This is a genomic window from uncultured Rhodococcus sp. (assembly GCF_963525155.1).
Taxonomy (GTDB): domain Bacteria; phylum Actinomycetota; class Actinomycetes; order Mycobacteriales; family Mycobacteriaceae; genus Rhodococcus_F; species Rhodococcus_F qingshengii.
Genome location: NZ_CAURKP010000047.1, coordinates 1 through 13,465 on the forward strand (window position 1 = coordinate 1; position 13,465 = coordinate 13,465).

Annotated in this window: 13 protein-coding genes; 7 read left to right on the top strand and 6 right to left on the bottom strand. The window is 63.9% G+C overall.

What is annotated here, in order from left to right:
- Positions 1 to 1,109 (bottom strand): APC family permease (locus tag RWT78_RS12415; protein WP_314675919.1); only part of this gene is annotated, 1,109 nt, incomplete at its 3' end.
- A 14-nt stretch (positions 1,110 to 1,123) separates the two neighbouring features.
- On the opposite strand from RWT78_RS12415, the gene RWT78_RS12420 reads away from it, so the two are divergent.
- Entirely contained in the window at positions 1,124 to 2,305 is a 1,182-nt protein-coding gene (locus RWT78_RS12420; RefSeq protein ID WP_314675921.1) for an aminotransferase class V-fold PLP-dependent enzyme, read from the top strand.
- 82 nt (positions 2,306 to 2,387) lie between these two features.
- Complete coding sequence (locus RWT78_RS12425) at positions 2,388 to 3,848, top strand: FAD-dependent oxidoreductase (protein ID WP_277377453.1); 1,461 nt, start codon at positions 2,388 to 2,390, stop codon at positions 3,846 to 3,848.
- On the opposite strand, the gene RWT78_RS12430 is transcribed toward RWT78_RS12425, so the two are convergent.
- Complete coding sequence (locus RWT78_RS12430; protein ID WP_191908640.1) at positions 3,845 to 5,050, bottom strand: GAF domain-containing protein; 1,206 nt, start codon at positions 5,048 to 5,050, stop codon at positions 3,845 to 3,847. The two genes, RWT78_RS12425 and RWT78_RS12430, sit on opposite strands and share 4 nt — an antisense overlap.
- Before the next feature lie 290 nt (positions 5,051 to 5,340).
- Between RWT78_RS12430 and RWT78_RS12435 the strand changes: the two genes are divergently transcribed.
- Both RWT78_RS12435 and pth read left to right on the top strand, forming a co-directional pair.
- Complete coding sequence (locus tag RWT78_RS12435; RefSeq protein ID WP_003946242.1) at positions 5,341 to 5,949, top strand: 50S ribosomal protein L25/general stress protein Ctc; 609 nt, start codon at positions 5,341 to 5,343, stop codon at positions 5,947 to 5,949.
- 106 nt (positions 5,950 to 6,055) lie between these two features.
- On the top strand, positions 6,056 to 6,628 hold the full coding sequence (gene pth / locus RWT78_RS12440) for an aminoacyl-tRNA hydrolase (RefSeq protein ID WP_003946229.1): 573 nt from the start codon (positions 6,056 to 6,058) through the stop codon (positions 6,626 to 6,628).
- 3 nt (positions 6,629 to 6,631) lie between these two features.
- Here the strand turns inward: pth and RWT78_RS12445 are convergent, their stop codons facing one another.
- A complete protein-coding gene (locus RWT78_RS12445) occupies positions 6,632 to 8,266 on the bottom strand; it encodes a fatty acyl-AMP ligase (RefSeq protein ID WP_003946224.1) in 1,635 nt (544 codons plus the stop codon).
- Positions 8,267 to 8,618: 352 nt separating this feature from the next.
- On the opposite strand from RWT78_RS12445, the gene RWT78_RS12450 reads away from it, so the two are divergent.
- From RWT78_RS12450 to RWT78_RS12460, 3 genes are all read left to right on the top strand, one after another.
- Complete coding sequence (locus RWT78_RS12450; protein ID WP_135000451.1) at positions 8,619 to 10,223, top strand: peptide chain release factor 3; 1,605 nt, start codon at positions 8,619 to 8,621, stop codon at positions 10,221 to 10,223.
- Positions 10,223 to 10,873, top strand: coding sequence for a nicotinamide riboside transporter PnuC (gene pnuC, locus RWT78_RS12455; protein WP_019744670.1), 651 nt, complete (start codon positions 10,223 to 10,225; stop codon positions 10,871 to 10,873). The genes RWT78_RS12450 and pnuC overlap by 1 nt, the downstream gene beginning before the upstream one ends.
- Positions 10,874 to 11,198: 325 nt before the next feature.
- Positions 11,199 to 11,507, top strand: a complete 309-nt coding sequence (locus tag RWT78_RS12460; protein ID WP_306669658.1) for a hypothetical protein — start codon at positions 11,199 to 11,201, stop codon at positions 11,505 to 11,507.
- Positions 11,508 to 11,525: 18 nt separating this feature from the next.
- On the opposite strand, the gene RWT78_RS12465 is transcribed toward RWT78_RS12460, so the two are convergent.
- The 3 genes from RWT78_RS12465 to RWT78_RS12475 form a co-directional block, all read right to left on the bottom strand.
- Complete coding sequence (locus RWT78_RS12465; RefSeq protein WP_314675926.1) at positions 11,526 to 12,200, bottom strand: pyridoxal 5'-phosphate synthase; 675 nt, start codon at positions 12,198 to 12,200, stop codon at positions 11,526 to 11,528.
- A gap of 25 nt (positions 12,201 to 12,225) precedes the next feature.
- Positions 12,226 to 12,726 (bottom strand): nuclear transport factor 2 family protein, encoded by a 501-nt coding sequence (locus RWT78_RS12470; protein ID WP_003946235.1) that lies wholly within the window; start codon positions 12,724 to 12,726, stop codon positions 12,226 to 12,228.
- A gap of 97 nt (positions 12,727 to 12,823) precedes the next feature.
- Positions 12,824 to 13,465, bottom strand: a complete 642-nt coding sequence (locus RWT78_RS12475) for a TetR/AcrR family transcriptional regulator (RefSeq protein WP_244993139.1) — start codon at positions 13,463 to 13,465, stop codon at positions 12,824 to 12,826.

Genomic DNA, 13,465 nt, shown 5'->3' on the forward strand with positions numbered 1-13,465 from the left:
CGTTGGCTGTACGCACTCACGTTCGCGACGAAGTAGTAGAGCAGCACTCCGAACGACGAAAAGCCGATCACCCCACGAAGATCGGTTGTCGAGACCAAGGCGATCACAACGGCACCGACCACAAGTTCCGCATGGTGAGGGACCCCGAACCGTGGATGGACTGCAGCGAGGGCCACTGGCAGATCGCGCTCGCGGGCCATCGCCATCGCCGTACGACTCACGCCGGCGATCAGAGCCAGCAGCGCCCCCGCCGACGCCGCCGCGGCACCGATCACCACTACGGGAACGGCCCAACTCCACCCGACTGCGCCCACCGCATCTGCCAGTGGTCGCGCCGAATTCGCCAGCCGATCAGGTCCCAGCGTCACCAACAGCACCACCGCTACCAGCGCATAGAGGATGACGGCGACGGTGAGTGCGATCAGGATTGCCCGCGGAATCGTTCGACGCGGATCACGCACTTCCTCCCCCAGCGTCGCGATCCTGGCGTACCCGGCGAAGGCAAAGAACAGCAGTCCCGCCGATTGCAGAATGCCGTACCACGACCCGAATGCGAGATCCGAGAACTCGCGCACCGCACCAGGACCGACGACGGCAACCACCAGCGCTACACACAGCGCCGTCGTCGACACGGCGACGATCACCCTGGCCATGTGCGCCGTCCGCGTGACTCCGCGGTAGCTGACTGCAACCAGCGCTGCCACCAGCAATACCGCGACGGGGACACGCCAGGCCGTAGGCGCAACATACGTCGCGAAAGTCAGAGCCATTGCCGCGCAGCTCGCGGTCTTCCCGATCACGAACGACCAGCCGGCGGCAAACCCCCACCAGGGTCCGAGCTGCTTACGTCCGTAGACGTAGGTCCCACCTGAAGTGGGGTATCTGGCCGCAAGCTGCGCCGACGACGTCGCGTTGCAGTAGGCGATGAACGCTGCAATCACCAGGCCCACAAGCAACCCGGTACCGGCTACTGCGGCAGCAGGCGCGAACACCACGAAGACTCCGGCGCCGATCATCGCGCCGAGGCCGATCACCACGGCATCGACCGTGCCCAGCCTTCGCTCCATCGGGACAGCTTCGTTCACAGGTAGTTTGAACCACACCGACATGAACGGAAGGTGCCATGTTCGATCTCGACACGATCCGCCGCGACACTCCCGGATGCCTCGACAAGGTGTTCCTCGACAGCGCGGGATCCTCGCTCCCGCCCGAGCCGGTGCTGACCACGATGATCGAGCACCTGCGACGTGAAGCCGACGTCGGCGGATACGTCGCAGCTGCTCGTCAGAGCGGCGCCCTCGCTGCTGTTCCCCATTCGCTGGCCCGGGTCATCGGTGCTCAGGCAACCGATATCGCTTTGACGGACAGCGCGACCCGCGCGTGGAACGACTTCCTCGCTGCCGTTCCGCTCGGACCCGGTGATCGAATTCTCATCAGCGGAGTCGAATACGCGAGCAACGCCATCGCTGCACTGGGGCGGGCGCGTTCGACCGGTGCCCACGTCGAGATCATCCCGAGCGATCAGTACGGACGCATCGACCTCGACGCACTCGAGAACATGCTCGACGATCGGGTTCGCGTCGTCTCCGTCGTCCACGTCCCCACCAACGGCGGCCTGATCAACCCCGTCCGCGAGGTCGTCGAACTCGCGAGGGCCCACGGCTCGCTCGTTCTGCTCGACGCATGCCAGTCCTTCGGCCAATTGCCCATCGACGTCACCGAACTCGGCGTCGACGCCCTCAGCGCAACCGGCCGCAAGTGGCTCCGCGGGCCACGCGGAACCGGATTCCTGTACGTCCGCCCCGGACTCGTCGACGCACTCGAACCCGCTGCGATGGACCTGCACGGAGCGGAATGGACCGGCGAGAACAGCTTCGTACCCGCACCGGACGCAACACGATTCGAGCTCTGGGAAACGAGTGTCGCTGCGCGCCTGGGTCTCGGCGTCGCCGCCGACTATCTGCTCACGATCGGCACCGACACGGCGTGGGAGCAGATCGAATCCCGAGCAGTCACGCTGAGGGAAGGTCTGGCAGCGATTTCCGGAGTCGAAGTCCGCGATCGAGGAACCCATCTGAGCGGCATCGTTTCCTTCACCGTCGACGGTATTTCCGAGCACCTGGTTCGGGATCAGCTTGCAGCACAGAACATCACCGTCACCGTCAGTGGTCGCGGGTCCACCCTCCTCGACATGGATGCCCGCGGGCTCGATGCCGTGGTTCGCGCATCGCCGCACTACTTCGTCGACGAAGCCGACCTGGACACATTTCTGTGCGCGGTCAGGGGATTACAAACCTCCCGTTGACCGGGACCATGCCTGATCTGTGGAAGTCGAAACTGCAACTGTGGGGTGATCAGCAGTTTCGCCTTCCGAGAGGACTATTCGCATGGCCGACCCCACCGTCAGACCGATCTCCGCTGCCGACATCACCACCTGGGACTACGAGGCCGACGTCGTCGTCGCGGGATACGGCATCGCCGGCGTCACCGCTGCGATCGAAGCAGCGCGTGCCGGCGCCGAGGTGCTCGTCCTGGAGCGGACGGGCGGTTGGGGCGGAGCCGCGTCACTGGCTGGTGGATTCATCTACCTGGGCGGTGGAACGCCGTTGCAGAAGGCGTGCGGGTTCGAGGACTCGGTCGAGAACATGAAGACGTTCATGAAGGCAGCGCTCGGCCCCGGAACCGACGATACGAAGATCGACGCGTACTGCGAGGGCAGCGTCGATCACTACAACTGGCTCGTCGACGCCGGGGTCCCGTTCAAGGAATCGTTCTGGGGTCAGCCCGGCTGGGAACCGCCGTACGACGACGGCCTGATGTACTCGGGAGGCGAGAACGCCGCGCCGTTCAACACCCTCGTCGATCCCGCGCCCCGCGGACACGTTCCGCAGATGTCCGAGAAGAACACCGGCGAGAAGGGCGGCGGCTACATGCTGATGAAGCCACTCGTCGAGACGGCCGAAAAGCTCGGTGTCCGAGCAGAATACGATCTGCGCGTCCAAACTCTGGTGGTAGACGGCGATCGGGTTGTCGGCGTCGTCGCCAAGCGTTACGGCAAAGACGTCGCGATTCGCGCACGCAAGGGCGTCGTGCTGGCGATGGGCAGCTTCGCGTACAACAACGAGATGGTGCGCTCGAACGCACCGCGTATCTTCGGCCACCCGGCGGCCTCCATCGAGGCGCACGACGGCCGCGCAATCCAGATCGGTCAGGCACTCGGCGCCGACACCGCACACATGGACGCCACCGAGGTCGCGTTCTTCTGCGACCCGCAGTTGATGGTGCGCGGCATTCTTGTCAACGGCCGCGGTCAGCGATACATCCCCGAGGACACCTACCCCGGCCGCGTCGGCCAGGCCACGCTGTTCCAGCAGGACAACCAGGCATTCCTCGTGATCGACGAAGCTGCGTACGAGGAAGGCATGAATGCCGAATCGTCCAGTGCACAGTTGCGGGCGCAGCCGAGCTGGGTGGCGGAGACCGTCGAGGAACTCGAAGGCGAGATGGGATTGCCCGCCGGATCGCTGCAATCCACCGTCGACCTCTACAACCGGCACGCGGCTGAAGGTTCGGATCCGGTGCTCGGCAAGAAGTCCGAGTGGGTGAAGCCGATCGTCGGCCCGTTCGCGGCAATCGATCTCCGTGGCCGCACAGGCGGATTCACGCTGGGAGGATTGAAGACCACCGTCGATTCCGAGGTTCTGCACGTCTCGGGTGCGCCGATCCCCGGACTTTTCGCAGCGGGTCGCTGCACGTCCGGTGTCTGTGCGGGCGGTTACGCCAGCGGGACAAGTCTCGGCGACGGCAGCTTCTTCGGACGTCGTGCCGGAATCAGCGCGGCGCGCTAGATCACCACAACTCGCACGCCCTCGGCAAAGCGGTACGGCTGAGTCTGCAGGACCGCGCCGAGGTGTTTCCTCAGTCTGGACACCTCGGCGCGCACTGCCACGACATGCTCGCGATCACCGAAGAGCACTTCGCTCAGGCCTGCGGCATCCACACCTGCCGAACCGACGGCTGCCAGTGCCCGCAAGATCTGAGCGTGACGCGGCGAAAGCGCGCGCGTCCAGTTGGCGTCACCACGCACCGTCACCTGCGGCGATGCGCCGAGGGCCAGCTCCAGCTCGATCAACGGCCCGCCGACGCCGGTGCGCAACAGCCAGCCGTCTCCGAGCGGCTCAGGCAGACACATCCCCAGACCTGGCACGATGACGGGCTTTCCCGCACTGGGTGCTGCCACGCGGTCAGGCGCGGCAATCCCGCTGGCGCCGGCCACCCAGCCGTACTCGTCGACCACCAATGCCGGACCTGTTCCTGCCGCGAACAACGGCGCCGCGCGCGAGCGCAGGCGCTCGAGCGAAGCTGCGTGCTCGCGCCACAGCGTCGCCTCCGCGAGGCGAACCGCGGTGCGCACCAGCGCGACGGTGGTGGGATGCACCGAAGCTGCGGATCCACTGATGTCCACCACGCCCAGTATCTCGCCCGTCCGTGGGTCGTGCACAGGCGAGCCGGTACACGACCAATTGTGATGCGTGGGCGCATAGTGCTCGGCCGAGAAGAGTTGCACCGCAGAGTCTTCGATCAGCGCGGTACCTATCGCGTTGGTCCCCACCGACTGCTCCGACCAGCGTGCGCCTTCCGCGAACCCGAGAGCGTCCGCCGCACGTTTGACGGTCTTCGCCCCTTCGCGCCAGAGCAGGACACCGTCGGCGTCGGCAACGACCACGATGAAGCCCGCGTCCTCGGCGACCTCGGTGAGCGTGGTTCGCAGTTCGGGCAGAACGCTTCGCAGCGCGGTACGCGAACGCCTCGCCTCCAACTCGGAGAAATCGGCGACAGTAGACGCACCGCAGTGATCCGGCGTGAGCCCGCCGGCGGCCACCCTCGACCACGACCGCGCCACGACGGTCCGCGGCTGCGCCGGTGGTTCCTGGCCGGAGAGAACTGCGTCGTGCACCCGACTGAGTAGGCGAGCATGCTGCGACAGGTCGGTACCCGGCACGACGGCACCGAGCCGACTGCCTTCGGGAGCGTTCCCCACGATGGTCACTCCGTCAGGCTACCGCTTTCGATGTGACGCGAACCACGTCCACACGGCCAGGTCCCCACCACCTGCGATTAGCGGCCGGGAGCAAACTCCGGTAACGTATCCAAAGTTGTCTCGGCGAGGGTGAATCGCAGCAGTTCCACACGTTGCAGGTTTACCGTGATCGACGCGGCTACGGCTCAGCTCGAGCGTTTCGCTCCTGGCCGTGTGCGCGCCTGTCCGCCTTGCCGCAGGCAAAACCACACGTCAGTAAACCGAGCACGAACCCCGTGAGTTGTAGGAGCCGTTTCATCATGTCTGAAGAAAACAACCTCGTCGCCGTCGTCCGCACCGAATTCGGCAAGGGCGCAGCTCGCCGCGCACGTCGTGACGGCCAGGTCCCCACGGTTCTGTACGGCCACGGTGAAGATCCCCGCCACCTCAATGTGCCGGCTCGCGACTTCGCCGCCATCCTCCGTGCACACGGCACCAACGCCATCCTCACCCTCGACATCGAGGGCACGGAGCAGGTTGCACTGACCAAGTCGGTCGTCGTGCACCCCATCCGCAACTACATCGAGCACGCCGACCTCCTCGTCATCAAGAAGGGCGAGAAGGTCACGATCGACGTGAACGTCATCGTCGTCGGCGATGCTGCTGCAGGCACGATGGTCGCGCAGGACGCATCCACGATCTCCATCGAGGCCGACGCGCTTCACATCCCCGAGCAGATCGAGGTTTCGGTCGAGGGTCTCGAGATCGGCACCCAGATCCTGGCCAGCCAGCTCGAACTGCCCAAGGGCTCGACCCTGCAGGCTGACGCCGACACCCTGATCGTCAACGTCGTTGCTGCACCCACCGAGGCAGACCTCGAAGAGGGCGCAGAAGCTCCCGCCGCCGACGAGGCTGCAGAAGAGGCCTGATCCTCTCGGTTCCAACAGAACTCACTGCGCGCGGCGCGTCATTCCGATTCGGAGTGACGCGCCGTTCGTGCGTAGCAGGAAAAATCAAGCCAGAAAGTAGCGTCCGTTGAGCACAGATACCGCCCTCGTCATCGGCCTGGGTAATCCCGGCCCCCAGTACGAGAAGACCCGGCACAACGTCGGCTTCATGGTCGCCGGCACCCTTGCCGGGCGCATGGGCGGAAAGTTCAACGTACACAAGAAGAGTGGTGCCGAAATCGTCGAAGGTCGCCTCGCCGGCCGGCGCGTGATTCTCGGAAAACCACGCTCGTACATGAATCTCTCGGGTGGCGCTGTCGCCGGTCTCGCGCGGTTCTTCTCGGTCGACGCCGCGAACATCATCGTCGTCCACGACGAACTGGATCTCGATTTCGGGACGATCAGACTCAAACTCGGCGGCGGCGAAGGCGGCCACAACGGCCTGCGGTCCATTTCGAGTTCGTTGACCACCAAGGACTACCTGCGCACGCGCGTCGGGATCGGTCGTCCGCCGGGCCGCATGGACCCGGCGGACTACGTTCTCAAGCCGTTCTCGTCCACGGAGCGAAAAGAACTCGATCTCGTATGCGAAGAGGCTGCGGATGCAGTGGAGCTACTGCTCGAACTCGGGTTGGAAGCCGCACAGAACCGCCTGCACTGACGGTCAGTTACCCAGCAGTGCAGCCGAATTCGCGCGGCGGAGCTTCCCCGACGACGTCTTCGGGATACTGCCGGGACCCAGGACCGCAACGGCGCGAGGTCGGACACCGACGTCGGCAACCACGGCGTGGACCACTTCGCGTTCGATACGCTTGACCTCTTCCGGATCTTCGAACGCGTTGGTCTCGACGGCGACTGCAAAGCTCTCACGCTTCTGGCCGGCGTCGAGACGAATCGCGACGGCATTTCCGGGTCGCACACCGGCAACGGTTCCGGCCGCCCGTTCGATGTCTGTGGGGTACACGTTCCGGCCGCCCATGATGATGACGTCCTTGACACGCCCGCACACCACGACCAGTCCTTCCTCGGTGAAGTACCCGACGTCACCGGTGTCGAGCCAACCGTCGTCGTCCTGGGCCGGCTTGTGTCCGTCGACCGTGACGTACCCGGGAGTGACTGCCTTGCCGCGAACCTCGATGATTCCGACACCGCGGGCCGGAAGCACCTGACCGTCACGGTCGACGATGCGTCCCTCGAGGTCAGGCACCATCTTGCCGAGTGTGGCGAGGGCACGAGCGTTGGGGCGATTGGACGGCACCGCTCGAGACATCGATTCGAGAAAGTCTGGATCGACGTAGTCGAGGACCTGACCTTGATCGGGATCCGGAATCGACACGGCGAGCGTGGTTTCCGCCATTCCGTACACGGGCGCCAGCGCAGTCGGGTTCAAACCGAAACGCGCACCGGCCTCGGCGAGTGCATCCATCGTGTCGGGATCCACCGGCTCGGCGCCGTTCCACATGTATCGGACGCTGGACAGGTCGACTGCCCCGTCTTCCGCCTGTGCGAGTCGACGAGCCAAGAGCGAGTACGCGAAGTTCGGTGCGGCGGTGACAGTTCCGCCGTACTTGCCCATCAGCTCGGCCCACAGCACCGGGGTGCGCAGGAAATCCATCGGCGTGATGCTGATGACCTCTGCGCCCACCTGCATCGGAACCGTGAGGAAGCCGACCATGCCCATGTCGTGGAAGAGCGGAAGCCAGCTCACCATCACGTCGTCCTCGATGGAGAACTTGATGCGGTTGATCATGGCGTAGGCATTTGTGTAGAAGTTCTCGTGCGTGATCTGCACGGCCTTGGGCGAACCGGTGGAACCGGACGTCAACTGCTGGAGTGCGATATCCGATTCGGCCGTCTCCACGGGATCGATCGACGTTCCGCTGCGAAGCTCGTCCACCGTCACGACGGTGATGCCACGCTCTTCGAGGAGCGGCTTGGCCGCGTCGAAGGGCGCACCCAGAATGACGGCTTTCGCGGAGATCATGTCGATCACAGTCTCGGTGTCCTGAGCCCAGACGCCCAGATCCGTTCGGGGGGTCGGCTGATGCAGCATCGTCACCGACGCACCGCGCATCCACGTCGCCTGGCAGGCAGGTGCGATGTCGACGGGCTGTCCGGCCAGAATGCCGATCGCGACGCCGCGATCGATACCGACCTCGGCCAGGCCGCCGGCCATGCGCCTAGCCTCCTGGTGGATGTCGCCCCAGGTCTGACGGAAAGCGTTGTCCGGCTCTCCCGTCACCAGGCCGCGGTCGGTGACTGCGGCGGTCGCATACATCTCTTCGGTGAACTTGCTCAACGCAACTCCTCGGTCAGTGTCACTCTTCGATCAGTGCAACTCTTCGCAGGACACAAATGGCTGTGTGTTCGAACACACACATACATGGATAATCAGCGATCGTTCGCCGAGTGTTACGCCGCAGTGGCTATTGCATCGTGGTCTGCGAGTATCCTTTCTCTGTTGTGCTGCCGCACTCTCCACCTGTCCGCGCACCGGCACGTCGCCGGCACCGACGCCCACTTCGAGAGGTTCTTCGTTGACTACCCCGTCCGACTCGACCGTCCCTTCCGACTCGACTGTCCAGTCCGACACCGAAGGCCCCGATTCAACCGAGAGCGGGTCGGTCGCGGTCACGACGACGACCAAGGGCCTGTCCGCCGAGGCAGAGCGTCGCCGAACCTTCGCCGTCATCTCGCATCCCGACGCCGGAAAGTCAACGCTGACCGAAGCGCTGGCACTGCACGCGAAGAAGATCTCGGAGGCAGGAGCCGTCCACGGCAAGGCAGGCCGCAAGTCGACGGTCTCGGACTGGATGGAGATGGAGAAGGCCCGCGGCATTTCCGTCAGTTCCACCGCACTGCAGTTCAACTACCACTCCTCCGAGACCCCGGACGAGCAGATCAACGTCATCAACCTCGTCGACACCCCCGGTCACTCCGACTTCTCCGAGGACACGTACCGCGTCCTGACCGCCGTCGACGCGGCGGTCATGCTCATCGACGCTGCCAAGGGCCTCGAACCGCAGACGCTCAAGCTGTTTCAGGTGTGTCGTCACCGCGGCATTCCGGTCATCACCGTCATCAACAAGTGGGACCGTCCCGGTCAGACTCCTCTCGAACTGCTCGACGAGATCAGCGAACGGATCGGCCTCACACCCACCCCCCTGTACTGGCCGGTCGGCATCGCCGGCGACTTCCGCGGACTGCTGCGGCGCGGTGAAGACGGTGAGGCTCGCGAGTACGTCCGCTTCACCCGTACCGCAGGCGGCGCGAAGATCGCCCCCGAAGAGGTCATGGACGCCGACGCGGCGCTCGCCAAGGAAGGCTCCGAGTGGGAGACCGCGGCCGAGGAGAGTGAACTGCTCTCCGCTACCGGCCAGGACCACGATCAGGAGATGTTCCTCGCCGGTCAGACTTCCCCGGTGATCTTCGCGTCCGCGATGCTCAACTTCGGCGTCCGCCAGATCCTCGACACCCTCGTCGAATTGGCGCCGCCGCCGCGTGGGCGCGAAGACCTCAGCGGCAAGCCGCGCGAGGTCACCGATCCGTTCAGTGCGGTCGTCTTCAAGGTGCAGGCCGGTATGGACACCGCGCACCGCGACCGTCTGGCGTTCATGCGCATCGTCTCCGGCGTGTTCGAGCGCGGCATGGTTGTCACACACGCCCAAACCGGCAAGCCCTTCACGACCAAGTACGCCCAGACGGTGTTCGGACGTGAACGTTCCACCGTCGAATCCGCGTTCCCCGGCGACGTCGTCGGCCTCGTCAACGCCACCGCACTCGCACCCGGCCACACGCTGTACACCGAGAAGAAGGTGGAGTTCCCGCCGATCCCGTCGTTCGCGCCGGAACACTTCTCGATCCTGCGCGCCGAAAGCGCCGGCAAGTACAAGCAGTTCCGCCGTGCTGTCGACCAACTCGATTCCGAGGGCGTCGTCCAGATTCTCCGCAACGACATCCGCGGCGACGCCTCCCCCGTCATGGCGGCTGTCGGCCCGATGCAGTTCGAGGTCGTCGCAGCGCGCATGAAGGCCGAGTTCAACGTCGAGGCCAAGATGGAACCGCTCGGCTACGCATTGGCTCGCCGTACCGACGCCGCGTCCGAGGTCGAACTGAACCGTCAACGAGGTGTGGAGGTCTTCACCCGTTCCGACGGTGTTCTGCTCGCCCTGGTCAGTGACAAGTGGCGCCTGCAGTACATCCAGAAGGAACTCCCGGATCTGACGCTCGAACCCCTCGTCGCTGCTGCGGACTGATGAGCCTGATCGAGGCGCTGTTCGACGCCGAACTGCACATCGGCAGCGCCACGATTCTCTGGCGAGAGATCATCGGAAACGCGTTCGGAATCGGCTCCGCGATCGCGGGCGCGCGACGCTCGGTATGGGCGTGGCCCGTCGGTATAGCCGGAAATGCCTTGTTGTTCACGGTGTTCATGGGCGCACTTTTCCACACTCCGCAAGAGCTCAATCTCTACGGCCAGGCCGGCCGTCAGTTGTTGTTCATCACCGTCAGCGTCTACGGGTGGACTCAGTGGCGACGCGGGGCACGCGACTCCGGTCGCGCAGTCCTGCCCCACTGGGCGACAACTCGCGAGCGCGTCGCCATGATCGCCGTCATGGCCAGCGGCACAATCGCTTTCGCCTGGATCTTCGACCTCCTCGGCTCGTACGGAGCGTGGGCGGAGGCCTGGATCTTCACCGGCTCCATCCTCGCGACATACGGCATGGCTCGCGGCTGGACCGAATTCTGGCTCATCTGGATCGGCGTCGACGCCGTTGGTGTTCCGCTTCTTTTCCGAGCCGGCTATTACCCTTCGGCGATCCTCTATCTGGTCTATGCATTCTTCGTCCTGTGGGGCTTCGCAATGTGGCTGCGCATTCAACGCCGAACTCCACAAGGGGTGTGACCGTAAACCAACTCCTGGTATGTTTGCGTCGATTAAGCAAACCGGCGGTCTGTTTACGGGCATCAGGAGCGAAACAATGGAAGACAAGAATTCTCACGGAATAGCGGGCCCCAACGGTTCCGGCAACGGATCGAGAGCCAATAGTTCCGCAAGTAATGGTTCTGCAAGCAATGGTTCTGGGAGCAACCTTTCCACCAGCAACGGTTCCAGCAGTGCCACCGCCACAGCGGATTTTCTGTCGACCGCGCCCAAGCAATCCGATGCATTCACGTTTCCGCTTCCTGCCCGAACCACGGCCGCACACAGCAGCGGAGAGGACCTTTCAGTGCCAGCTTCAACACGCGAATCATCGAGGACGCTCGAAACTCGGAGTCGTACCGTCGTACGTCGCGACGCGATGGGCGTAGCCGCCGTTCGAGTGGCCGGTCGACTCACCCACACCGAACTCATCGCAAATCAGGCCTCACCCTCGAGCGCACATTCCTCCGATCCCACGACGGATCTGGACGAGTTGCTCACGATGCTCGGCAGCTACCTGTTGTCCTCGGGGTTCGAACATCCCGAAATCCACGCCAAACTGGGCGGACAGTCGATCGTCGTCAACCTCGTATCGCCGGAGATCAGCGCGAGCTGATCTGGGCCCAGCTGCCCCTTAGGGCCACAGCACTGCTCGTGTCCATGCTCGGTCCGAGCCGCGCCGGTACAACCACCGCTGATGCCGACGCCCGGAGTCTGCCTGCCAGAACTCGACAGACTCCGGCTCGAGGCACCACGCACGCCAGTCCTCCGACACGAACCCTGGGTCGTCGCTGATTCTTGCTTCCGCAGCGGCCACCGACGTGTCGTACGCCCCTAAGTCTTCGAGCACCTCGCTCTGCTCACTTGCCGTCGCCACCGCTCTCGCCGTGACGGAGCGTTCGACGAAGTCTCGGCGTCGAAGTGCGTCGTCGCCCTCGCGAACCGTTCCGCGAATCCGGATCTGTTGACCCGTCTCGCGCCAGTAGAAGGCGAGCGATGCTCGCGGATTTTCTTTCAGCTCAACACCTTTCGGCGAAGCAGCTGAACCAGAGAACCAGAACCCACCCTCGGTCACGTCCTTGAGGATGAGGAAGCGAGAATCAGGCATACCGTCGCCGTCCCCGGACGAGAGCGCACACACGTGTGGCTCGACGACGCCGAAGGCCACGGCCGCACGGAGCCAGTCGAGGAACAACTCCCCCGGCTTTTCCGGAAAACACTCGGGCGCGGGCGGCGGAGTTCCGGTCAGCGCGGGGATACCGCGAATCCACGTCCGTACGTCAGGCAGCGAAAAATCTGCATCAACCATGAGCCGACTCTAATCGCGGGCGACCTCAGGAGACGTTGCGAACTACCGAGTCGCCGAACGACGGTTGCTGCAGCAGCGCCCACTTGTTGGACGTCAATCGGAAACTCGGCATGTCGGCGAGCGCCACCACCGATTCCCAGGTCCGCTCGTAGCTCGTGTGGGAGATTCGCCATTCACCGTCGCTGCAGCGGGTGTATCTGTCGTGATAGAAGGCCGATCCGCGAAGCAGCATGCCATCTTCGGGGATGACCACTGTGTCCGCGAGGCACCAGATCCCGGTTGCGGTGTCTCCGTCGACGTCGATCTCGGGTTGCCCGCACTGATGTTCGGTGATGATGTGTGATCCGAGAGTGTTCTCGAGGAAGGAGACGAACGAATCTCGGGAATCGAAACTGAGTTGTTCTCCGTAGATCGCGGTGGCGTCGACGGTCAGAGTGTCGGCGAATTCGACCCACGATTTGGTGTCCAAGGCGCGTGCGTATCGGTACTTGAGTCTTTGGATGAGAACAATCGCTTCGAGATCCATGATCCCCGCCTCCCGGTGCAGCAACCACCCGTCCTATGTGTGCACATTAGCCTGTATCACGCCGAAACGGGCATTACTCTCAAAGCTAGTAGAAATGTCAGCCGATAACACGCTTTTCCAGGCCGTCGAGCATGATCGTGATCTTCTCGTCCAACCAACCTCGCCCGTGCCACGTCGATTCGTCGCCGATACCCTCGATCAACGACTCCGATGCATTCCAACTTTCCTGATACGCCTGTCGCGCGGAACGTGAATCGGCGGAGCTGACGGTCTTGTCCATCGCCGCCATCATTGCGAACTGCGTCATCGTCACCTCGGAGATGAAGTCCACCGCCAATATCGCATCGTGGGGTGTGAAGCCTTGCGCAGTCAACGAACCGACCAGTTTCTCCACGATCTCGATTATCGCCGGCGGCGTGCCCGGAACTGCGAGACCGACCTGGGCCAGACCTGGATAGCGCTCGAACGAGGACCACAGAACGTCGCAGAAATCCCTCAGGAATTCGCGCCACGGACGATTCGTATCGGGCCATACAGTCTGACGCACAACATGATCCGAGCAGGCACGCAGCAGCGCTTCGCGGTCTGCGAAGTAGCGATAAAGTGCAGAATGACTGACGCCCAGCCGCTTTGCCACGCTCGGCATCGTCAGTTCACTCAGATCACCGGCCAGGGCGGCCTCGACGATGTCCGTTGTCGACAACGTCGGCGGCCGCCCCGTCTTCTTTCCGGTCTGCAT